We start from the raw sequence: 21,000 nt of genomic DNA on the forward strand, positions 1-21,000 counted from the left end.
AGCACCACCGTGACCGGTCTCAGCGTCGAGACAGTCCAGCAGCTGGCGGCAGCCGCCCCCGCCCCCATCACCTCGGCCGGCGACGGCCGACTGGGCTTCGCCGTCCTGGCGGGCATCGCCGTCATCGTCCTGCTCATCACCCGCCTCAAGATGCACGCCTTCCTGGCCCTGACGGTGGGCTCGCTGGCCCTCGGGTCCCTCGCGGGCGCCCCGCTCGGCAAGACGATCGCGAGCTTCACCGCCGGGCTCGGCTCCACGGTGGCGGGCGTCGGCGTGCTCATCGCCCTCGGCGCGATCCTGGGCCGGCTCCTCGCGGACTCCGGCGGCGCCGACGAGATCGTCGACACCATCCTGGCCCGGGCCAAGGGCCGCGCCATGCCCTGGGCGATGGTGCTCATCGCCTCGGTGATCGGGCTGCCGCTCTTCTTCGAGGTCGGCATCGTGCTGCTGATCCCGGTGGTGCTGATGGTGGCCAAGCGCGGGAACTACTCGCTCATGCGGATCGGCATCCCCGCGCTCGCCGGCCTCTCGGTGATGCACGGGCTGATCCCGCCGCACCCCGGCCCGCTCGTCGCCATCGACGCGCTCGACGCGAACCTGGGCGTCACCCTCGCCCTCGGGGTGCTCGTCGCGATCCCCACCGTGATCATCGCCGGGCCGTTGTTCTCCCGCTACGCCGCCCGCTGGGTGGACGTCCCGGTGCCGCGGGACATGGTCCCGCGGCGCCTCGAGGTGGAGCCCGGACGGCGGCCCCGGTTCGGCGCGACGGTGTTCACCGTCCTGCTGCCGGTGGCGCTGATGCTGGTCAAGGCACTGGTCGACATCGTTGTCGACGACCCGACCGACGGCGTCCAGAAGGTGACCGACGTCATCGGGTCGCCCCTGATCGCGCTCCTCGCGGCCGTCCTCGTGGGCATGTTCACCCTCGGCCGGGCCGCCGGATTCACCCGGGAGCGGCTGTCGTCCACCGTGGAGAAGTCCCTCGCGCCGATCGCGGGCATCCTGCTGATCGTGGGCGCGGGCGGCGGCTTCAAGCAGACCCTCATCGACGTGGGCGTGGGCCGCATGATCATGGATCTGGCCCAGGACTGGTCGGTGCCCACCCTGCTGCTGGCCTGGCTGATCGCGGTGGCCATCCGCCTGGCCACCGGCTCCGCGACGGTCGCCACCATCTCGGCCGCCGGCCTGGTGGCCCCCCTCGCGACGGACCTGCCGACCGCGCAGACCGCGCTGCTGGTGCTGGCGATCGGCGCGGGCTCGCTCTTCTTCAGCCACGTCAACGACGCCGGGTTCTGGCTGGTGAAGGAGTACTTCGGAATGAGCGTCGGCCAGACCGTGAAGACCTGGTCGGTGATGGAGACCATCATCTCCGTGACGGGTCTCGGGTTCGTGATGCTGTTGTCGCTCGTCCTGTGACGGACGGGCCGGACACGCCGGTCAGCGGCGCCGGGGCTCGGGCCCGTCCAGCTGCGCCGCCGCGAGCGCGAAGCCGTCGGCGGCGGTGGCGCAGCGGTCGGCGAGGGCGGTGACCTCGGCCCGGAAGGCGTCGGCCTGCGGGCCCCGCCAGTCCAGGGCGGCGAGGCCGGCCCGCAGCCGGCCCGCGTGGGAGCGCAGGGCGGCGGAATGGGCGCGCAGCCCGTCGGACGGGCCGGGCGGGCACAGCCGGTGACAGGGGCTCACGGGCTCCTCCGAAAGGACGCGGCGGGCGGGACGGGCGGGTCGGGGGGAGCGGGCGGCGACAGGGACAACAGACGGGTGCCCGTCACCGTTCCCTCCAGCGCCGCTGCGTCCGGCCCGGACGCGCGGACGGCCTTGGTCCGGGGGTCGACGGGGACGCGGTCGTCCGCCGGGGAGCCGGTGGTGACCAGGTGCGTGACGGCGTAGACCGTGGTGAACTCCCGGTCCCGGGCCAGGTCCATCGCGGTGACGGCGCCCATCCGGTGCCCGACCAGGGCCACCGCCGCCCCCGAGGGGACCTCCGGCCGCAGGGCCCGCGCCACCTCGGCGGCGTACGGGGCGTCGCGGTCGCCGAGCTGTACGAGGTGCAGCGGTCCCGCGCCGGGCCGCCTCACCCGCTGGACCAGCAGGCTGTCGGCTCCGGCGAGGAGGGCGGTGTTGCGCAGGGCGCCCGCCAGGGTGCCGGTGGTGTCGAGCGCGGCGGCGAGCCCCGCCGCCGGGAGCGGCCCGGCCGCTCCGGCCGCTCCGGACCCGCGTCCGGAGCCCGGTCCGGGGCCGGAACCCCGGTCGAACAGGGAGCGTACGGCGGCCCCGAGCCCGAGGAGCGGCTCGGCGGGCACGGCCCGGCCGGTGGCGACCTGCCAGCCCGCGTGGTCGTTGAAGGGGTTCTCGTCGGTCAGCGCGTGCCAGGCCAGGATGTCCGCGAAGGACGGGGCCAGCAGGGCGAAGGCCTCCCCGGCGCCCCGCTCGCGCAGCAGGGCCCTGAAGGCCCGGGCCGCCTGTGCCTGGCGCCCTTCGGCGACCGCCGCCAGCACGGCGGCGGCGGCCGGGTCGTCGAGCGGTTCGGGGCGTTCCAGGGCGGCGAGGCGGATCCTGGCCCGCAGCCCGCAGACCGCGGTGCTCACCGCGAGGCTCTCGCGGCGGGCCAGCACCCCGACGAGCCGGCCGGCGCGGGCGACGCCCCGGCCGCGCGGGGCCCAGCCGAGACCGGCCGGGTCGGTGAGGGTGCGCAGCAGGGTGCGCCAGGCCCGACGGTGGCCGCCGCGCCCTCCGGTCAGCGCCGCGGCGGGCAGGCGGGCCCCGAGCGCGAGGGCGGAGGCGTACCGGGAGGCCTCGCCGACGGCGTCGGCGGCGTCGGCCAGTTCCCGGCACAGGGCGTCGAGCGTGTCGACGCCCGGGTCGGTGGCCAGGGCGGTCACGGCGTCGGACATGGGATCCTCGCGTGGTGCGGCGGACGGCGGGGCGCCGCCGGCGGGCCCCGACGGGGCCGGACACCCGCGTTCGGCGACGACGGGATCACCGTACGTCGCTCCCGTGGGGCGCGCGCTCCGACTGCGCTACGGGAGTGGATCGAGGTCCGTGAGGAGCGCGGCGGTGTCCAGGCCGGTGGTGAGGTAGCCGGTGAAGACGGAGTTGTGCAGGGCCCAGGGCGAGCGTTCGCGCCGGACGGTCTCGATGGCGTCGGCGGGCGAGGCACCCCGTCCGACGAGGCACTGGGCGACGACGAGGCCCGAGCGGTTGTATCCGTAGAAGCAGCGCACGAGGGTGCGGCGGCCCGCGTCGAGGGCCCGCGAGGCGCTGTGGGCGAGGTGGACGACGGTTTCGAGCTGGGCGACGGTCAGCGGTGCGTCGGGCATCTCCCCCAGGAGGTGTTCGACGCCGGGGTCGGGTCCGTGGCCGGGTCGGTCGAGGAGGCTGATCACGAGGTCGAACTCGTCGGCGACGACGGCCGGCCGGATCTCGCCGGACGGGTCGCTCCAGACGTGTCCGCCCATCCACAGGCCGGGCGCGACCTCGTTCCAGGGGGTGGTGGGGCAGGGTGCGTCGGGGTTCTTCCAGGAAGTCTTCGCCATCGTGTCGGGAGCGTACAACAGGGCTTCACACGGGCGGGGTTGATTGGAAGACCGCGTCCCTGAAGGCGTTGCGCAGGGGGCGCGCGCGGGCATCGGCGGCGGGGTCGACGCAGCCGGCGGGCCCGGTGGGGGCGGCGCCCGGCAGGAGGGCCGCCCAGCGGCCGTGTCGGGGCGAGACCCACAGCGCCGGGCCCGTGCGGGTCGGGGCGTGGTGGGTCCAGACCCCGCCGGGGGCGGGGTGCCACAGCAGGCCCCGGGCGGGGGTGAGTTCGCCGGTGCGGATGCGCAGGGACTCGGCGGTCCACCGGCGCGCGATGGGGTGGTCGGCGGTGGACAGCAGGTGGCGCAGGAAGCGGGCGAGGTCGGCCGGGGGCGCGTGCAGGGTCCGCCCGTCGAAGCGGGTGCCGGTCATGCCGAGCGGTCCCCAGATCCGGGTGGCGGCGAGGGCGGTCGGCGGGCCGCCGCCGAGGTGCTCGGCGAGGCGGGTGAGGGCGGCCAGGGCCGGGGGGCCGTCGGCGTGGGTGAGCAGGTGGTGGGTGGTGGTTCCGGCGGGCAGTCCGGCGGCCAGGCGCGGCCCGTAGGCGGCGATCGGCGTGTGCAGGGTCAGTTCGCCCTGGGTGACCAGGCTGCCGAGGACGGGCCACAGGGCGAGGACCGGCAGCAGCCCGCCGACGTCCAGCGGGGTGTCGCGGTCGGGGTCGGGGGCGCCCGGCGGGGAGGAGGGCGGGGCGTCGCGGGCGGGGTCGGCGCCGCCCTCCGCCCAGACGGCGTACGGGTCGGCGGCCCGTACGAGGGCCTCGATCCGGTCGGCCCGATCGCTGTGCGGCGTCGTGGACGTCATGGACGTCACGCTACGTCGACCCGGCCGGCGCGACGGGCGTGTCGCGCCGGGCCGGCCCGAAGTCGCCGCCCGCCACCCGAATGCCGGGGGCGGGCGGCGCCGGCACGCGGCCCGGGGGCCGTGTGCCGGTGTCGTGGGTCAGGGGCGGGGCAGGTCGGGCCGGTCGGTCACGCGCAGGGAGTTGATCAGCGGCTTGCCGAAGCCGTTGTGCGTGACGAAGCGGACGTTGAGGGCGCCGTCCGTGACCGTGACCGTGTAGCTCTTGGTCAGGGCCTTGTACGAACCGGCCTCCAGGGCGATGTCGAGCGAGGGCAGGACCTGCACGCCTTCGGCGAGGACGTCGAAGACGCGCTTGTCGGGTCGGGTCGAGGAGAGTTCGGCGAAACCGAGTTCGACGGTGTAGGTGCCGTTCGGGACGTTGTCGAAGCGGTACTCGTACATGCCCTCGCGGGCGTTGCGCAGCAGCCTCTGGTCCTGGGTGCCGGCGATCTCGCGTCCGGTGGAGCGGACGGAGGAGTTGCCCTGGTAGCCGTAGGAGCCGGGGGTGTACTTGCGGTCCGGGGACCAGGCGTCGCCCAGGGCGTCGGTGCCGGCCTGGTCGGATCCGGTGTCGAGGGCGGCCTGGTAGCGCGGGACCACGATCTTGACCGGGACGGTGAGGACGGGGGCGCGGCCACTGGCCGAGGTGATGCGCAGGCCGGTGGTGAGCACCGTGCCGGGGGCGAGGCCGGTGGTGTCGGCGGTCAGGGCGAGGGCCGCCTTGCCGCCGGTGGGCAGGGTGCCCTCGGCGGGGGTGACCGTCAGCCAGGGCGCGTCCTCGGCGACGGTGAACGCGGTGCCGAGGCCGGGGTTGGTGAGGTCGAGGGTGCGGGTGCGGCGCTGTCCGGCGGGCAGGACGAGTTCGACGTCCGCGCGGGCGGCGGTGACCTTGCCGGTGCGCAGCGAGCGGTCGACGGTCGTCACGTCGGCCGCCTTGACGTCCACGTCGGCGCGGGCGGCCTCGTAGGACGGGGCGGTCAGGGCGACGGTGCGGACGCCGGAAGGGCTCTGGACGACGTAGCCGCCGTCGGCGGCGGTGACGGCCGAGACGGCGGTGTCGCCGGTGCCGACGGTGACGGTGGCCCCGGCGAGGGGGGCTCCGTCGTTGGCGTCGAGGACGCGGCCCGCGACGACGCCGCTGCGGGTGGTGCGGAAGCCGATGGACAGGCCGTCGGTCAGGACGGGGGTGTTGAAGGAGTACTTGAAGGCGTCGGTGCCCGTGGCGTTCTCCACGCCGACGGTGGCGGTGGAGCCGGCCTTGATGCCGGTGCCGCCGGTGCCCTTGTAGGAGTAGGTGACGGTGCCGTCCTCGCCGATGGAGGCGGAGAAGGAGAAGCGGTCGGACTGCGCCGACCAGTGGGAGACCTCGCGCCACTCGATGACGTAGGCGCGGTGCGGGGCGGTGCCGGTGACGGCGGTGAAGACGCCCGAGCCGCTGCCTGCGGCGCCGACGACCAGGTCGTCCCAGAAGGGGTAGAGGGCCGCGTTGGGCGTGCCGGTGGCGGGGATGTCGGCGTTGGTGTCGGCGGTGTGGTTGCCGCCGAAGCTGACGGTGCCGTTGGTGCCGATCCAGGCCTGCCCGTACGTCTTGCCGTACAGCGGCAGCGGGAAGGGCAGGTCGACGCGCTCGGTGGTGTTGTCGCCGGTCAGGGCGAGCTGTCGGTCTCCGGCGGCGTAGGGGCGGCCGTTCGCGGCGGCGCAGGCGTAGCCGTAGCCGTCGGTGCGCTCGGGGAGGTCGACGGCGACGGTGGTGTCCCCGGCGACGGTGGCGCGGGCCGTGCCCGTGGTGACGCAGCGCGAGGAGTGGCCGGCCCGGATCTCGTAGGTGCCGTGGGGCAGGGTGACCTCGAAGCGGCCCCGCTCGTCGGTGGTCGCCGTCACCGGGGTGTCGACGATGGTGACGGAGGCTCCGGCGGTCGGTCCGGCGGCGGTGGAGACGGTGCCGGTGAGCTTGCCGGAGGGGGCGGCGGTGAGGGTGAGGTCGCCGGTGGCGGTGGCGTTCTCGGTGACCTCGGCCGTCGCGGTGCGCTGTCCGTAGCCGAACTTGGCGGCGGTCAGGGCGTAGGAGCCGACCGAGAGGGCCGGGAAGCGGTAGGTGCCGTCGGCGGCGGTGGTCGTGGTGCGGTCGGTCGGGCCGTCGGCGGTGACGCGGGCGCCGGCGACGGGGGCGCCGTCCTCGGAGCGGACCATGCCGGCGAGGGCGCCGACGGAGCCGCGCGGTGCGGCGTTGACGGCGGCCAGCGCGTCGAGCCGGCCCTCGCCGAAGACGTTGTTCTTCGCGGCGGTGCCGCCGCACTGGGCGCTGTCGGTGTCCTGGGCGGTGCCGTCGAGGAGGGACTCGGTCTGGGCGACGTCACCGACGAGGGCGGGTGCGGCCGACCAGAGCAGGGCCACGGTGGCGGCGGTGTGCGGGGAGGCCATGGAGGTGCCGGAGAAGGCCTCGTAGGCGCCGCCGGGGACGGAGGAGCGGACGTTGACGCCGGGGGCGGCGATGTTCGGCTTGACGATGCCGCCGGGGCCGGCGCCGCGCGAGGAGAAGGAGGCGATGGCGTTGTTCACGTCGAAGGCGCCGGAGCTGTAGGAGCTCGCGTAGTCGCCGGGGGACCCGCTGGTGGAGCAGGAGGGGCCGGAGTTGCCGTTGGAGAAGGCGGGGAAGATGCCGGCGGCCCGCCAGGTGTCGACGATCTGCCGGTACCAGTCGTCGTGGGCCGAGCTGCCCCAGGAGTTGTTGACGATGTGCGGGGCGAGGTCGGGGCGCGGGTTCTGGCCGTTCAGGTCGGTCGGGGCGACGATCCACTGGCCGGCGGCGAGGAGGGAGGCCTCGGAGCAGGAGTTGGTCTCGCAGCCCTTGGCGGCGATCCAGCGGGCGCCGGGGGCGACGCCGATCCGGTTGCCGGCGCCGTCGTCGCCGACCATCGTGCCCATGGTGTGGGTGCCGTGGTCGTTGTTGTCGCAGGGCTGGGCCCCGGCGCAGACGCCGGCCGGGTCGAACCAGTTGTGGTTGTGGTCGTAGCCGCCGTCGGCCTTGAGCCCGCGGTACTGGCGGGCGACGGCCGGGTGCGTGTGGTCGACGCCGCTGTCGATGTTGGCGACGACGATGCCCTCGCCGCGCACCCCGAGGGCGTCCCACACCTGGGGGGCCTTGATCCGGTCGATGTTCCACTCGACGGCTTCGGCGCCGGTCTTCTCCCGGGTGCCCTCGGCGGGCTTGGGGAGGGTGACCTTGTCGTCGGCGTCGATGCGCGCGACCTCGGGCCGCTGGGCGAGGGCCCCGGCGAGCTTCTGCGTGCCGACGACGCGGACCGCGTTGACGATCCAGTACGGGGTGTACTCGGCGCGTGCGCCGTCCAGGGCCTTGCGCAGTTCGGCCTGGCTGCGGTCGGCGTGGTCCCGCTTCAGGCGCAGCACGGTTTCGGCCTTGGCCTCACGGGTCTGGCGCCCCCGCGCCTCCGTGAGGTCGGCCGCGCTGTCGAGGTAGACCCAGAAGACGGCCTTGGCGTCGCCTTCGAGCTGTCCCCGGAGCGCGGGTTCGATCTTGCGCTCCGCCGCGCTCGGGAAGGGGCCCGGTTCGGGCGCGGCGGCGGCCGCGCCGGCGCCGAGGGGCAGGAGCAGGGCCGCGGTGAGCGCGGCGAGCGCCGTGCGTAAGGATCGTCGTCGGATGTCGCGTCTTGCCACGTGTGGTCTCCTCGTACGCCGTGTGCGGGTCGTGCGGGACTGGTGTCGGAGCCGTGAACGAGCGGGGCCCCGGTGACGTGCGCGGTCATGGTGATGTGGGCGCCATGCTCATTACAAGAGGGCCTCGTGAGCCACTTTCGGGCCGGCCGGCCCCTCCCGTCGGCCGGCCCCTCCCGTCGGCCGGCTCTCCCCCGTCGGCCGGCTCTCCCCCGCCGGGCGGTCCCTCCCGCCGGCTGGCCCTTCCGGGCGGTCCGCGACAGCCTGGGGTGATGACGTCACCCGCTCCCGGGATCCCGCTCGGCTCCGCCCGCGGCCGGTGGATCGTGTTCACCACCGTGCTGGGATCGGGCATGGCCCTGCTGGACTCGACCGTGGTCAACGTGGCCCTGCCCCGGATCGGTCGCGACCTCGGGGCGGACCTCGCGGTGCTCCAGTGGACGGTGAACGCCTACCTGGTGACCCTCGCCGGGCTCATCCTGGTCGGCGGGGCGCTCGGCGACCGCTACGGGCGGCGCCGGATCTTCGTCCTCGGCGTGGTGTGGTTCGCGGCCGGCTCGCTGCTGTGCGGGATCGCACCGAACGCCGGGGTCCTGATCGCCGCCCGCGCCCTCCAGGGCATCGGCGGCGCCCTGCTCACCCCCGGCTCCCTGGCCCTGATCCAGGGCTCGATCCGCCCCGACGACCGGGCCCGGGCGGTCGGCCTGTGGTCGGGGTTCGGCGGTGTCGGGGCGGCCGTCGGCCCCTTCCTGGGCGGCTGGCTGGTGGACGGGCCGGGCTGGCGGTGGGTATTCCTGCTGAACGTCCCGCTGGCCGCGCTGTGCGTGCCGGTCGCCCTGCGCCACGTACCGGAATCACGGGATCCGATGGCGCGCGGGCACTTCGACGTGGCCGGCGCGGTGCTCGGCGCGGCCTCCCTGGCCCTGATCACGTACGCCCTGATCGAAGCCCGCTCCGGAGCCCTGTCGGTGACCGTGGCGGCCGTCTGCGGCCTCCTGCTGGGCGCCGCCTTCGTCGTCGTGGAACGGCGCCGCGTCGACCCCATGGTGCCGCCGGACATCTTCGCGTCCCGCCAGTTCACCGCCGTCAACCTGGTCACGCTCTGCGTGTACGCGGCCTTCGGCGGCTTCTTCTTCCTCGTCGTGCTCCAGCTCCAGGTGGTGTCCGGCTACTCCGCCCTCGGCGCCGGCGCCGCCCTGCTGCCGACCACCGCCCTGATGCTGCTGCTGTCGGCCCGCTCGGCGGCCCTCGGGGAGCGCATCGGCCCTCGGATTCCGCTCACGGTGGGGCCCCTGCTGTGCGCGGCCGGGACCCTGCTGATGCTGCGGGTGGGACCGGACGCCTCCTACGTACGGGACGTGCTGCCCGCCCTCGTGGTGATGGGCGCGGGCATGACGGCCCTGGTGGCCCCGCTCACCGCGACCGTCCTGGCCTCGGTCGATCCCGGACGGGCCGGCCTGGCCAGCGGCATCAACAACGCCGCCGCGCGGGCCGCCGGACTCCTCGCGGTGGCGGCCCTGCCGCTGCTGGCGGGCATGGGCCCGGACGCCTACCTCGCACCCGGGGCCTTCGACGCCGCGTTCGGCCGCTCCATGCTCTGGTGCGCGGGCGCCCTGGTGGCCGGCGCGGCCCTGGCCTGGGCGACCGTACGCACCCCCGCGCCCGGGGCGCCCCACGCCCGCTGCCGCACCCAGTGCCCGGTCTGCGCGCCGCCCCTGGAACCGCCGCCCGGGGCCTGTCCCGACGCGCCCCCGCACCCGTCGCCCGAGCCCCCGCCGGCGCGGTCCGACGGGGCCTGAGGGCGGGCGGCGCCGCGTGTGCTGGAGCGCGACGGCCGACCTGACGGCGGGAACGATCGTCACCGCCGCGGGAGTGGTGTGCCTGGCCCGGACCCGACGGGCCCGCGACCTGCCGGTCGCCGCGCTGCCGGTGCTGCTCGGGGCGCACCAGCTGGTCGAGGCCGCCGTGTGGGACGCGGGCGGCGGCCGCTGCGCCGCCACCACCGCGTGGGCGGTGATCGCCCTGCCGGTCCTGGCCGTGTGGGTGCCGTTCGCGGTGCTGTGCGCCGCCGCGCCCCGGACGCGGCGGCGGCTGCTCCCGCCCGCGGTGGTCGGCCTGCCGACGGCCGCCGTCCTCGCGGCCTGCCTGGCCACGCGTCCGGTGACCGCCGAGATCCGGGGGCGGGTGATCGGGTACGGCCTGGACGTGCCGTACCCGGCGGTGGTCGTGGCGGGCTACCTGTTCGCCACGCTCGGCTCGCTGCTGCTCGCCGGGGACCGCCTCCTGCGGCTGCTGGGCGCGGTCCTGGCCGTGGGGGCGGCGCTGTGCGCGGCGCTGTGGCGGCTGGAATTCGCCTCCACCTGGTGCGCCTTCGCGGCGGTGGCCTCGCTGCTGGTGTTCGGGTGGGTGGGGCGGGCCGACGCGGGCGCCGCCCGGGACCCGAAGGCCTACTGGTTCTGGCCGCCGAGCACGAACAGGAGGTAGACGAAGAAGGCGAAGAGGTGACCGACGAAGAGGTAGGCGATCAGTCGGATCACCAGCCCGCGCGGGAACTTCGACTCGATGCGCCCCAGCAGGGTCTGCCGGGCCGCTTCCCCGCCGGTGGTCTCGTCGGCGGCGCCGACCCCCGCGTCCGTGGTCGTGGTCGTGGTCTCGTTCGAGGGCGTGGTCGGGGTCGGGGTCGTGGTCTCGTGTGCCTGGGACACGGTTGCGGCTCCTCGCTCAGCGGTGGTGCGTGGTGGTGGCTCCGCCGAGGCACAGCCCGGCGAGGCTGCTCTGGAGCAGCGTGTGGACGAACAGGAGGTCGGCCCCGCCGGATTCGGCCGCGCCGATCCGGTGCGGCGTCAGCGAGTCGAAGTGCGCGCTGTCCCCCGGCTCCAGCAGGGACTCCGTCTCCCCCAGCCGAAGCCGCAGCCGCCCCGTGAGCACGTACAGCCACTCCTCCCCCGGGTGGACGCGGACCAGCTCGCCTTGGCCGCCCCCGTACGGGACGTGCACGCGCAGGGCCTGCATCCCCCGTCCGGAGCCGCCGGCCTGCCAGTACGTCCATCCGTCGGCCTCCCGGGCCCCCGGCCCGCCGGCCCGCACGATGGGGTCGGCGACGGCCGGGGTCTCGCCGAGCAGCTCGGAGACGGTGGTGCCGTAGGTGCGGGCGAGTTCGAGCAGCAGGGGCAGGGAGGGCTGGCGCCGGCCGGTCTCCAGCCGGGACAGGTGCGCCGGCGAGAGGGAGGCGCGGGCGGCGGCGGCCTCCAGGGTGAGGCCGGCGCGACGGCGCAGCTCGCGCAGTTGCGGGGCCACGGCGGGCAGTCCGTCGGTGGCGCCGTCGGGCGCCCGGGTACCCTGGATGCCGTCGGCGGCGGGGGCCGTGGGGGCCTCGGGGCGGGACGTCATGCTCCGATTGAGCCAGATTCTTGCCTTCCTGGCAATCTTCCTTGCCTCTGGGGCAAAATCACGGCCCGTCCGTGCCCGATCGGCCCTCCAGCACCGTCTCCACCGTGTCCGCCTGGTCCGCGTTCTTGTCCGGGCGGTAACGCAGCACCCGGGCGAAGCGCAGGGCCACCCCCGCCGGGTAGCGGGAGGAGCGTTGCAGGCCGTCGTAGGCGATCTCGACCACCAGCTCGGGGCGCACCCGCACCGTGAACCCGTCGTCCTCGACGGCCAGCTCGCCCAGCCGTCGCGTCTGCCACCGCAGCGTCTCGTCGGTGAGCCCCTTGAAGGTCTTGCCCAGCATGGCGAACGTGCCGTCGGCGGCGCGCGCGCCCAGGTGCAGGTTCGACAGCAGCCCGGTGCGCCGGCCGTGGCCCCGCTCGGCGGCGAGAACCACCAGGTCCAGCGTGTGCACCGGCTTCGCCTTCAGCCACCGCTTGCCGCGCCGGCCCGCCTCGTAGACGGAGTCCAGGGCCTTGACGACGACCCCCTCGTGGCCCCGTTCCAGCGCCCGCGCCCAGAACCGCTCGGCCTCGGCCGCCTGCACCGCCGGGTCCTCGACCACCAGTCGGCGCACCCGGGAGGCCTCGGGGACGAGCGCGGCCAGCCGCGCGTACCGGTCGCGGACGGGCAGGTCGAGCAGGACCCGGTCCTCGAGCGCGAGCACGTCGAAGAAGTAGGCCGTCACCGGCAGGGTGCGCCGCGCCGCCGCCACGTCCACCCGCGAGCCGACCCGGGAGGCGATCTCCTGGAAGGGCACGGGGCGCCCGTCGGGGCCCTCCCCGATGACCTCCCCGTCCAGGATGAACCGCTCCGCCGGCAGGCTCCGGGCCAGTTCGGCCACTTCCGGGAGCCGGTCGGTGATCTCGTCCAGGGAACGGGTGTGGATGTGTACGTCGTCCCCCTCCCGGTGGACCTGGACGCGGATCCCGTCGAGTTTCTCCTCCACGGCGCACGGCCCCAGCGCGGCCAGGGCGTCGGCCACGGACCGGGCCGTCCCGGCCAGCATCGGCTGGACCGGCCGCCCCACCCGCAGCGTCACCGCGCCCAGCGCCCGCGCTCCCCCCGTCAGCGCGGCGGCCGCCACCCGGGGCAGGGATCCGTCCAGCATGACGGCCCGGCGCAGCGCGGCGGCGGGCACCCCGGCGGCGGAGGCCACCCCTTCCAGGGCCACGGCGTCGAGGGCTCCCTGGCGCACCTCGCCGGACAGCAGGCCGCGCAGGAACCGTTGCTCGTCCTCGGTGGCGGCGCCGAGCAGCTCCGCCACGATCCGGTGCCGGGCGTCGCGGGATCCCGCGCCGGCGACGGCGGCCAGCTCCGTGACGGCCGCGTCGACGGCGGTCACGGTCAGGGTGGGCCGCGGGGCCGGGGGGACCTCGGGGGCGAGGGCGCGCCACCCGACGCCCGGGCGGCCCTGGGGCAGGCGCCCGGAGAGGTAGGAGACGACCAGCGCCGCCTCCTCGGCCCGCGCGGCCCCGAACACCTCCGCGAGCAGGGCGACCTTCCGGGAACGGGCGGAGGTACGGGCGACCTCCCGGGACACGCGGGCGACCTCGGCCAGCAGCATGCCGCCCATCCTGCCGCCGCCGGGCCGCCCCCGCAGGTCGGGCGGGAGCGGGCGGGACGCGGACGGAACCGGGACGGGGACCGGTCGGGCCGGCGCGGGCGTACCACGAACGCGGTACGCCGGCCGGGGCGCGTACGCCTGGAGAAGGGGCGGGGCTCCCCCTGAGGGAGCTCGGGTCGGGGCACCCCGACCCTTAGGGTTCCCGGTATGAAGCTACGACTGCCCCGGCGCCGCCGGGACCGGCTGCTCTCCGGCGCCGCCGCCCTCGCCGTCCTGGCGGGCGCCGGGACCTGGACGGCGGTGGCCGCCGGGGAAGCCCCGGCGGTGCACCGTCAGGACCAGGTCCTCGACCTGCCCGGCGCCGCCATCGACACCTCCTACTTCACGGCCGCCGCGGCCGGGGACACCGACGGCCGACGGCCCGCCGTGCTCCTGGGGCACGGGTTCGGCGGCAGCAAGGAGGACGTCCGGGCGCAGGCGGAGCGGCTGGCCCGGGACGGGTACGCCGTCATGACCTGGTCGGCGCGCGGTTTCGGCCGCTCCGGCGGGGCGATCGGGCTGAACGACCCCGAGCACGAGGTCAAGGACGTCTCCGCGCTGGTCGACTGGCTCGCGAAGCGGCCCGAGGTGCGGCTCGACGCGGACGGCGACCCGCGCGTCGGCGTCGCCGGGGCCTCCTACGGCGGGGCGGTCTCCCTGCTGGCCGCCGGGTACGACCGTCGGGTGGACGCGATCGCCCCGCAGATCACGTACTGGAACCTGGCGGACTCCCTCTTCCCCGACGGCGTCTTCAAGAAGCTGTGGACCGGGATCTTCTTCACGACGGGCGCGACCGGGGGCCTGCGGACGGACGGGCCCGCCCGAACGGCGCCCGACGCCCCGCCGGCCGGCGCGGCGCCCGGACGGGCGGAGGCCTCGGGCCGGGGCCCGGCCGCCGCCTGCGGGCGGTTCGAGCCGGCGCTGTGCGCCATGTACGAACGCGTCGCGGTGGCGGGCAGGCCGGACGCCGAGGCCCGCGAACTGCTGGAACGGCGCAGCCCCTCCGCCGTGGCCGACCGGATCAAGGTGCCGACCCTGATCGTGCAGGGCCAGGACGACTCCCTCTTCCCGCTGGGCCAGGCCGACGCCATGGCGAAGGCCATCGCGGCCAACGGCGCGCCCGTCTCCGTGGACTGGGCGGCCGGCGGGCACGACGGCGGCATGCGCGACGCCGACCGCGTCGAGGCCCGCGTGGCGTCCTGGTTCGACCGTCACCTCAAGGGGGACGAGGGCGTCGACACGGGACCCGCGTTCCGGGTCTCGCGCACCGGCGGCATCGACTCCACCGACGGCCGGATCATGGTCCGCGGCGCGAGTTCCGACCGCTACCCCGGACTCGACTCCGACCCCCGGGCCTTCGCCCTGGAGGGGCGGGAGCAGACCTTCGCCAACCCGGCGGGCGGCACCCCGCCGTCCATCTCCTCGCTGCCCGGCATCGGCGGTGGCCTCGCGGCGCTCGGCACCGGGCTCTCCCTGGACTTCCCCGGGCAGCACGCCGCCTTCGAGTCGCGGCCGCTGACGGAGGAACTGCGGATCACCGGGACGCCGACCGTCACCCTCGACGTGAGGTCGACGGCCGCCGACGGCTCCGCCGTGCTGTTCGGCAAGGTGTACGACGTCGGCCCGGACGGCCGGCAGCAGGTGCTGCCGCACCAGCTGGTGGCCCCGGTACGGGTGGAGGACGCCGCGGCGGGCAGGACCGTGCGGCTGCGGCTGCCGGCCGTGGACCACGCCGTCCAGGCCGGGCACCGGCTGCGGCTGGTGGTCGCCGCCACCGACCTCGCCTACGCCTCCCCCGCCGCCCCGGCCTCCTACACCGTCGCGGTGAAGGGCCCGCTGGAGGTGCCCGTCGCGGACGGCGTGCGGTCCGCCCCGGCCGGGCTGCCCGCCTGGACCTGGGCGCTCCCGCTCGGCGCGGTGGCCCTGGCCGCCGCCCTGCTCGGCATCCGCCGCACCGGCGGGGGCCGCGGACCGGCGCGGACGGCGGCGACGGCGGGCCACGACCCCGCACTGGCCGACGTACCGCTGGACATCACCGGGCTGACGAAGCGCTACGCCAAGGCCCGCGACCGCTACGCCGTGCGCGACCTGTCCTTCCGGGTGGAGAAGGGCCAGGTGCTCGGTCTGCTCGGGCCCAACGGGGCGGGGAAGACCACGACCCTGCGGATGTTGATGGGGCTGATCACCCCGGACGCCGGGGAGATCCGGGTGTTCGGACACGCGATCCGTCCCGGCGCCCCGGTCCTGTCGCGGGTCGGCGCCTTCGTGGAGGGCGCCGGGTTCCTGCCGCACCTGACGGGTCGGGCCAACCTGGAGCTGTACTGGCAGGCCACCGGCCGGCCGGTCGAGGACGCGCACATGGCGGAGGCCCTGGAGATCGCCGGGCTCGGCGACGCCCTGGAACGGGCCGTGCGCACGTACTCGCAGGGCATGCGCCAGCGCCTCGCCATCGCCCAGGCCATGCTGGGCATGCCGGACCTGCTGATCCTGGACGAGCCGACGAACGGTCTGGACCCGCCGCAGATCCGCGAGATGCGCGACGTGATGATCCGCTACGCCGCCGGCGGACGGACCGTCATCGTCTCCAGCCACCTCCTGTCGGAGGTGGAGCAGTCCTGCACCCACCTGGTGGTCATGGACCGCGGGCGCCTGGTGCGGGCGGGCGAGGTCGGCGAGATCACCGGCGGCGGGGACACCCTGCTGGTGGGCGTCGACGGGCCGGTGGACGAGACGGTCGTGCGGAAGGTCGCGGCCCTGGAGGGCGTGGCCTCGGCGGTGGCCGCCGAGGAGGGGCTGCTGGTGCGGCTGGACGGGTCCTCGCCCGCCGCGCTGATCGTGGCACTCGTACGGCTGGAGGTACCGGTGACCTCGGTGGGACCCCACCGACGGCTGGAGGACGCCTTCCTCACCCTGATCGGAGGAACGGCATGAGCGCCGTGCAGGAGACCGCGCCCGGCTACCGGGCGGGGCACACGCTGCCGCTGCGGGTGGAGGCGCTGCGCCAGTGGCGCCGTCGCAGGACGCTGGTGATGGCCGGGGTACTGGCCGCGCTCCCCTTCGTCATGATCATCGCGTTCGCGGTGGGCGGCGGGCCCGACGGCGACCGCGGCGGGGACAACGGCCGGATCAGCATGATCGACACGGCGACGGCCTCCGGCGCGAACTTCGCGGTGACCTGCCTGTTCGTGTCGGCCGGGTTCCTGCTCGTGATCCCGGTGGCGCTGTTCTGCGGGGACACGGTGGCCTCGGAGGCCGGCTGGTCCTCGCTGCGCTACCTGCTGGCCTCGCCCGTGCCGAGGGCGCGCCTGCTGTGGAGCAAGCTGGTGGTGGCGCTGGCGTTCAGCCTCGCCGCGATCGTGCTGCTGCCGGTGGTGGCGCTGGCGGCGGGTACGGCCGCGTACGGATGGGGACCGCTGCGGCTTCCGACGGGCGGGGAGTTGGCCGCCGGGGACGCGCTGCCGCGCCTGGCGCTGGCCGTGGCCTTCGTCTTCGTGTCGCAACTGGTCACGGCCGGGCTCGCGTTCTGGCTGTCGACGCGGACCGATGCCCCGCTCGGCGCGGTCGGCGGCGCCGTCGGGCTGACCATCGTGGGCAACGTCCTGGACGCTGTGACCGCGTTGGGGTCGTGGCGCGAGTTCCTGCCCGCGCACTGGCAGTTCGCCTGGGTGGACGCCCTGCAACCGCAGCTGGAGTGGGGCGGGATGGTCAAGGGCGCGGCCGTGTCGGTCTCGTACGCGGTGGTGCTGTTCGCGCTGGCGTTCCGCGGGTTCGCCCGCAAGGACATCGTGTCGTAGGGCGGGCCCCCGCCCGGGCGGGGCGCCTGCGGTCGAAGCCGTCGGGGAGGTCGCGGACCTCCCCGACGGCTTCGCCGTGTGCGGCCCGGGGCGTCAGGCGCGCCGGGCCGTCCGCGGCGCGGCGCTCACGCGGAGGGGGTGACGGCGTCGATCTCGGCGAGCAGTGCGGCGTCGAGGGGCCGGTCGGCGACGGCGGCGTTGGCCCGGATCTGTTCGGCGGAGGTGGCGCCGGCGATGACGGAGGCGCAGCCCGGCTGGGCGATCAGCCATCCGATGGCGAGTTCCAGCAGGGTGCGGCCGTGCTTCTCGCCGATCGCGGCCAGGGCTTCGACGGTGTCGAGGCGCTCGTCGGTCAGGTAGGAGTCGCGTCCTTCGAGGCGGGAGCCGGCGGGCACCGGGGCGCCCCGGCGGATCTTGCCGGTGAGCAGGCCGTTGGCGAGGGGGAAGTAGGGCAGGACGCCGAGGCCGTGGCGCAGGGCGGCGGGCACGAGGTCGCCCTCGACGGCCCGGTTGAGGAGCGACCACTCGTTCTGGGCCGAGACGAAGGGGGTCGCCCCGATTCCGGCGGCGACCTCGGCGGCCTCGGTGACCTGCGCGCCGGTGAGGTTGGAGTGTCCGATGGCGCGGACCTTGCCCTCGGTGACGAGTTCGCCGAGCGCGCCGAGGGTTTCGGCGATCGGGGTGGACGGGTCGGGGCTGTGCAGCTGGTAGAGGTCGATGTGGTCGGTCTCCAGGCGGCGCAGGGACTCCTCCACGGCGCGGCGGACGTAGCCGCGCCCGCCGCGCGGTCCGACGGCGGGGCCGTAGCCCATGTCGACGCCGTCGTAGCCGAACTTGGTGGCGAGGACGACCCGGTCGCGGCGGCCCTTGAGGGCCTGGCCGAGGTGGCTCTCGGAGCCGCCGCGCCCGCCGTAGATGTCGGCGGTGTCGAGGAAGGTGACGCCCGCGTCGAGCGCGGCGTCGACGACGGAACGGGTGGCGGCGGCGTCGAGGCGACCGCCGAAGTTGTTGCAGCCGAGGCCGACGACGGACACCTGAAGGCCCGAATCACCCAGGGGGACGTGGCGCATGGGACGACTCCTCCGTACTCGCTCGCCCGTCGTCCGACGGCGACGGTTCGGGTGATCATCCTAGGGCGGCTCGCGGGGCCGGGAAGGGCCCTTCCCGGCCGGCCCGCACGGCGGCCGGCGCGGGCCTGTCAACCCGGGGCCGGTCGGCGCGGCGGTCAGCGCAGGCGGGCGGCTCCCGGGGCGGGGGCCGCGGTGGTGACGCGGGGCGGGGCGAAGTCGGCCCGGTGGAAGGCCCGTGTCAGCGCCCGGGTCACCTCCGGGGCCGCGTCGGCGTCGATCAGCGCCAGCGCGGAGCCTCCGAAACCGCCGCCGGTCATCCGGGCCCCGTACGCGCCGGCCGCCTCGGCGGTGGCGACGGCGAGGTCGAGTTCCGGGCACGAGACCTCGTAGTCGTCGCGCAGGGAGGCGTGTCCCCGGCCGAGCAGCGGGCCCGTCTCGCGCAGCCGTCCGGCGCGCAGCAGTTCCGTCACGCGGGCCACGCGTTCGTTCTCCGTCACCACGTGGCGCACGCGGCGCCGGTCGGTGGCGTCCGCGAGCCGGGCGAGGGCCGCTTCGAGGTCCGCGTACGGCAGGTCGCGCAGGGCGGGCAGGCCGAGCGCGGCGGCGGCCCGCCGGCAGGAGGCGAGCCGTTCGGCGTAGGCACCGTCGGCGAGGTCGTGGGAGACGCGGGTGTCGATGACGAGCAGGGCCAGGCCGGCGGCGGCGCAGTCGAAGGGCACGTGGGCCGTCCGCAGGGTCCGGGTGTCCAGGTGCAGGGCGTTGCCCTCGGTGGCGCAGGCGGAGGCCATCTGGTCCATGACCCCGCAGGGGACGCCCACGTACGCGTTCTCCGCGCGGCGGGCGAGCGCGGCCAGCTCGGGGCGGGTCGGCGCGAGACCGTACAGCTCGGTCAGGGCGAGGGCGGTGGCCACCTCCAGCGCGGCGGATGAGGACAGCCCGGCGCCGGTCGGGACGGTGGAACGCACGTGCAGGTCTGCGCCGGTGACGGGCTCGCCGGCGCCCCGCGCGCCCGGCGCCCGCGCGGACTCCAGCAGGGCCCAGACCACGCCGGCGGGATAGCCGGCCCAGCGGGCGGCGCCGCGCGGGGGGCGGGCCGGGTCGAGGTCGGCGAGCTCCAGCGTGACCACCCCGCCGGGGACGTCGGCGGAGTGCAGGCGCAGCAGTCCGTCGGTGCGGCGGGCCACCGCCACCTCGGTGCGCTGCGGGAGGGCGAAGGGCAGGGCGAAGCCGTCGTTGTAGTCGGTGTGTTCGCCGATCAGGTTGACCCGGCCGGGCGCCGCCCAGACCCCTTCGGGCGGGACGCCGTACAGCTCCAGGAACTCCGTCTCCGTGCGGCTCACGGGCTCGCCACCTCCCGCAGCCGGGCGGCCGCGTCCTCGGGCCGGACGTCGTTCATGTAGGCCTCCATGCCGGATTCGGTGCCGGCGAGGTACTTCAGTTTGTCGGCGGTGCGCCGGACGGTGAACAGCTCCAGGTGCAGGGCGAAGTGCTCCCGTTCCGCTCCGGCCGGCGCCTGGTGCCAGGCGGAGACGTACGGCGTCGGGTCGGGCCGCGCGAACAGCCGGTCGAAGCGGCGCAGCAGCTCCAGGTAGAGACGGGGGAACTCGGCGCGGGCCGCCGTGCCGAGGGCGGGCAGGTCGGGCACCCGGTGGTGCGGGTAGAGGTGGACCTCGTAGGGCCAGCGGGCGGCGTAGGGGACGAAGGCGCTCCAGTGCTCGCCTTCGAGGACCACGCGGGTGGTCGCGGCGGGCGCGGCCCGTTCGGCGGCGAGGACCTCCTCGAAGAGGTTGCCGCCGGTGCGGGCGCGGTGGGCGGCGACGGTGTCGACCATGCGCGTGGTGCGGGGGGTGACGAAGGGGAGGGCGTAGATCTGGCCGTGGGGGTGGCCGAGGGTGACGCCGATCTCGGCGCCGCGGTTCTCGAAGCAGTAGACCTGCCGCACGCCCGGGCGGGCCGAGAGTTCGGCGGTGCGGTCGGTCCAGGCGGCGAGGACGAGGGCGGCGCGTTCCTCGTCGAGGTCGGCGAAGGAGGCGTGGTGGTCCGGGGTGAAGCAGACCACCTCGCAGCGGCCCGTGTCGCCGGCGAGGGAGGGGAAACGGTTCTCGAAGACCGCCACCTCGTAGTCGGGTGCCGGGACCTCGCTCGCGCGGTCGGGCGTGGAGGGGCACAGCGGGCAGTCCGCGGCGGGGGGCAGGTGGGTGCGGCCCTGGCGGTGGGAGGCGATGACGACGGGGTCGCCGAGCAGGGGGTCGCGGCGCACCTCGGAGGCGGGGGCGCCGGCGGCGAGGGGGCGGCCGTCGGGAACGGCCCGGGTGGCTCCGCCACCGGTGTCGGCGGTGTCGTAGTAGAGGATCTCGCGGCCGTCGGCGAGGTGGGTGCGGGTGCGCTTCACGGGCGGATCCTCTCACCGGAGGGTGCCGACCGTACCGCGAACCGGGGCGGGGCGGCGTTCCCCGCCCCGGGGCCGGGGGTGCTCCGGCCCGCGGGCCGGCCGGCCGGATATCGGTGGACTTCCGCCCGGGCCGCTGTTTACGATCATGACGACGGCGTCGCGTGCCGGTCACCGACCGGGTGAGGCATGGAGGCGCCGTGACGTGCCTTTCGGAGGCATCCACTCATGTCGGTACAGCTGAACCACACGATCATCCACTCCCGTGACAACCGGGAGTCCGCCGAATTCCTCGCCCGGGTCCTCGGGTTGGAGGTCGGTCCCGAATGGGGCCCGTTCGTCCCCGTCACGACGGACAACGGCGTCACCCTGGACTTCGCGACCGTCGGTGCGGACGAGCCCGTCACCGTGCAGCACTACGCCTTCCTCATCTCGGAGGAGGAGTTCGACTCCGCCTTCGAGAAGATCAAGGAGGCGGGCGTCGAGTTCTTCGCCGACCCGCACCGCAGGCACCCGGGCGAGATCAACCACAACGACGGCGGCCGGGGGGTCTACTTCCTCGACCCCTCCGGCCACGCCATGGAGATCATCACCCGCCCGTACGGCGGCTGATCGGCCCCGGCCTCCGGGGCA

Annotated in this window: 17 protein-coding genes; 6 read left to right on the top strand and 11 right to left on the bottom strand. The window is 75.7% G+C overall.

Annotation, left to right across the window (positions count from 1 at the left end; genetic code table 11):
• Positions 1-9 precede the first annotated feature (9 nt).
• The gene (locus ACZ6ZI_RS30000) at positions 10-1,416 is read left to right on the top strand and encodes a GntT/GntP/DsdX family permease (protein WP_469525968.1); all 1,407 of its coding nucleotides are present in this window, start codon (positions 10-12) and stop codon (positions 1,414-1,416) included.
• A gap of 21 nt (positions 1,417-1,437) precedes the next feature.
• On the opposite strand, the gene ACZ6ZI_RS30005 is transcribed toward ACZ6ZI_RS30000, so the two are convergent.
• The 5 genes from ACZ6ZI_RS30005 to ACZ6ZI_RS30025 all read right to left on the bottom strand — a co-directional run bounded on the left by ACZ6ZI_RS30005 (position 1,438) and on the right by ACZ6ZI_RS30025 (position 8,085).
• On the bottom strand, positions 1,438-1,680 hold the full coding sequence (locus ACZ6ZI_RS30005) for a hypothetical protein (protein WP_363059622.1): 243 nt from the start codon (positions 1,678-1,680) through the stop codon (positions 1,438-1,440).
• Positions 1,677-2,888: a hypothetical protein gene (locus ACZ6ZI_RS30010; protein WP_469525971.1), complete on the bottom strand. Its 1,212-nt coding sequence runs from the start codon at positions 2,886-2,888 to the stop codon at positions 1,677-1,679. Before ACZ6ZI_RS30010 ends, ACZ6ZI_RS30005 begins: the two co-directional genes overlap by 4 nt.
• 126 nt (positions 2,889-3,014) lie before the next feature.
• The gene (locus tag ACZ6ZI_RS30015) at positions 3,015-3,530 is read right to left on the bottom strand and encodes a protein-tyrosine phosphatase family protein (protein WP_469525974.1); all 516 of its coding nucleotides are present in this window, start codon (positions 3,528-3,530) and stop codon (positions 3,015-3,017) included.
• A 25-nt stretch (positions 3,531-3,555) separates the two neighbouring features.
• A complete protein-coding gene (locus tag ACZ6ZI_RS30020) occupies positions 3,556-4,371 on the bottom strand; it encodes a serine hydrolase domain-containing protein (RefSeq protein ID WP_469525976.1) in 816 nt (271 codons plus the stop codon).
• Positions 4,372-4,509: 138 nt separating this feature from the next.
• Positions 4,510-8,085, bottom strand: a complete 3,576-nt coding sequence (locus ACZ6ZI_RS30025; RefSeq protein ID WP_469525979.1) for a S8 family serine peptidase — start codon at positions 8,083-8,085, stop codon at positions 4,510-4,512.
• A 269-nt stretch (positions 8,086-8,354) separates the two neighbouring features.
• Between ACZ6ZI_RS30025 and ACZ6ZI_RS30030 the strand changes: the two genes are divergently transcribed.
• Both ACZ6ZI_RS30030 and ACZ6ZI_RS30035 read left to right on the top strand, forming a co-directional pair.
• Positions 8,355-9,881 carry an MFS transporter gene (locus ACZ6ZI_RS30030; protein ID WP_469525982.1) on the top strand — a complete coding sequence of 509 codons (1,527 nt, stop codon included), beginning with the start codon at positions 8,355-8,357 and terminating at the stop codon, positions 9,879-9,881.
• Positions 9,882-9,897: 16 nt separating this feature from the next.
• Positions 9,898-10,566 carry a DUF6629 family protein gene (locus ACZ6ZI_RS30035; RefSeq protein WP_469525984.1) on the top strand — a complete coding sequence of 223 codons (669 nt, stop codon included), beginning with the start codon at positions 9,898-9,900 and terminating at the stop codon, positions 10,564-10,566.
• On the opposite strand, the gene ACZ6ZI_RS30040 is transcribed toward ACZ6ZI_RS30035, so the two are convergent.
• The 3 genes from ACZ6ZI_RS30040 to ACZ6ZI_RS30050 are packed head-to-tail and all read right to left on the bottom strand — an operon-like array spanning position 10,530 to position 13,075.
• Entirely contained in the window at positions 10,530-10,787 is a 258-nt protein-coding gene (locus ACZ6ZI_RS30040; RefSeq protein ID WP_469525986.1) for a DUF6126 family protein, read from the bottom strand. The two genes, ACZ6ZI_RS30035 and ACZ6ZI_RS30040, sit on opposite strands and share 37 nt — an antisense overlap.
• A gap of 16 nt (positions 10,788-10,803) precedes the next feature.
• Positions 10,804-11,472 (bottom strand): helix-turn-helix domain-containing protein, encoded by a 669-nt coding sequence (locus ACZ6ZI_RS30045; RefSeq protein WP_469525989.1) that lies wholly within the window; start codon positions 11,470-11,472, stop codon positions 10,804-10,806.
• A gap of 58 nt (positions 11,473-11,530) precedes the next feature.
• A complete protein-coding gene (locus tag ACZ6ZI_RS30050) occupies positions 11,531-13,075 on the bottom strand; it encodes an ATP-dependent DNA ligase (protein ID WP_469525991.1) in 1,545 nt (514 codons plus the stop codon).
• A gap of 207 nt (positions 13,076-13,282) precedes the next feature.
• On the opposite strand from ACZ6ZI_RS30050, the gene ACZ6ZI_RS30055 reads away from it, so the two are divergent.
• Entirely contained in the window at positions 13,283-16,045 is a 2,763-nt protein-coding gene (locus ACZ6ZI_RS30055; protein WP_469525994.1) for a CocE/NonD family hydrolase, read from the top strand.
• Positions 16,042-16,908 (top strand): ABC transporter permease, encoded by an 867-nt coding sequence (locus tag ACZ6ZI_RS30060; protein ID WP_469525995.1) that lies wholly within the window; start codon positions 16,042-16,044, stop codon positions 16,906-16,908. The genes ACZ6ZI_RS30055 and ACZ6ZI_RS30060 overlap by 4 nt, the downstream gene beginning before the upstream one ends.
• 125 nt (positions 16,909-17,033) lie before the next feature.
• On the opposite strand, the gene ACZ6ZI_RS30065 is transcribed toward ACZ6ZI_RS30060, so the two are convergent.
• From ACZ6ZI_RS30065 to galT, 3 genes are all read right to left on the bottom strand, one after another.
• On the bottom strand, positions 17,034-17,978 hold the full coding sequence (locus ACZ6ZI_RS30065; protein WP_469525998.1) for an aldo/keto reductase: 945 nt from the start codon (positions 17,976-17,978) through the stop codon (positions 17,034-17,036).
• A 155-nt stretch (positions 17,979-18,133) separates the two neighbouring features.
• A complete protein-coding gene (gene galK, locus ACZ6ZI_RS30070; protein WP_469526000.1) occupies positions 18,134-19,318 on the bottom strand; it encodes a galactokinase in 1,185 nt (394 codons plus the stop codon).
• Positions 19,315-20,370: a galactose-1-phosphate uridylyltransferase gene (gene galT / locus ACZ6ZI_RS30075; RefSeq protein ID WP_469526003.1), complete on the bottom strand. Its 1,056-nt coding sequence runs from the start codon at positions 20,368-20,370 to the stop codon at positions 19,315-19,317. The genes galK and galT overlap by 4 nt, the downstream gene beginning before the upstream one ends.
• 225 nt (positions 20,371-20,595) lie before the next feature.
• Here galT and ACZ6ZI_RS30080 point away from each other — a divergent pair, with 225 nt between their 5' ends.
• A complete protein-coding gene (locus tag ACZ6ZI_RS30080) occupies positions 20,596-20,979 on the top strand; it encodes a VOC family protein (protein WP_469526004.1) in 384 nt (127 codons plus the stop codon).
• Positions 20,980-21,000 lie beyond the last annotated feature (21 nt).

The sequence above is a fragment of the Streptomyces sp. NPDC103540 genome, assembly GCF_055584445.1.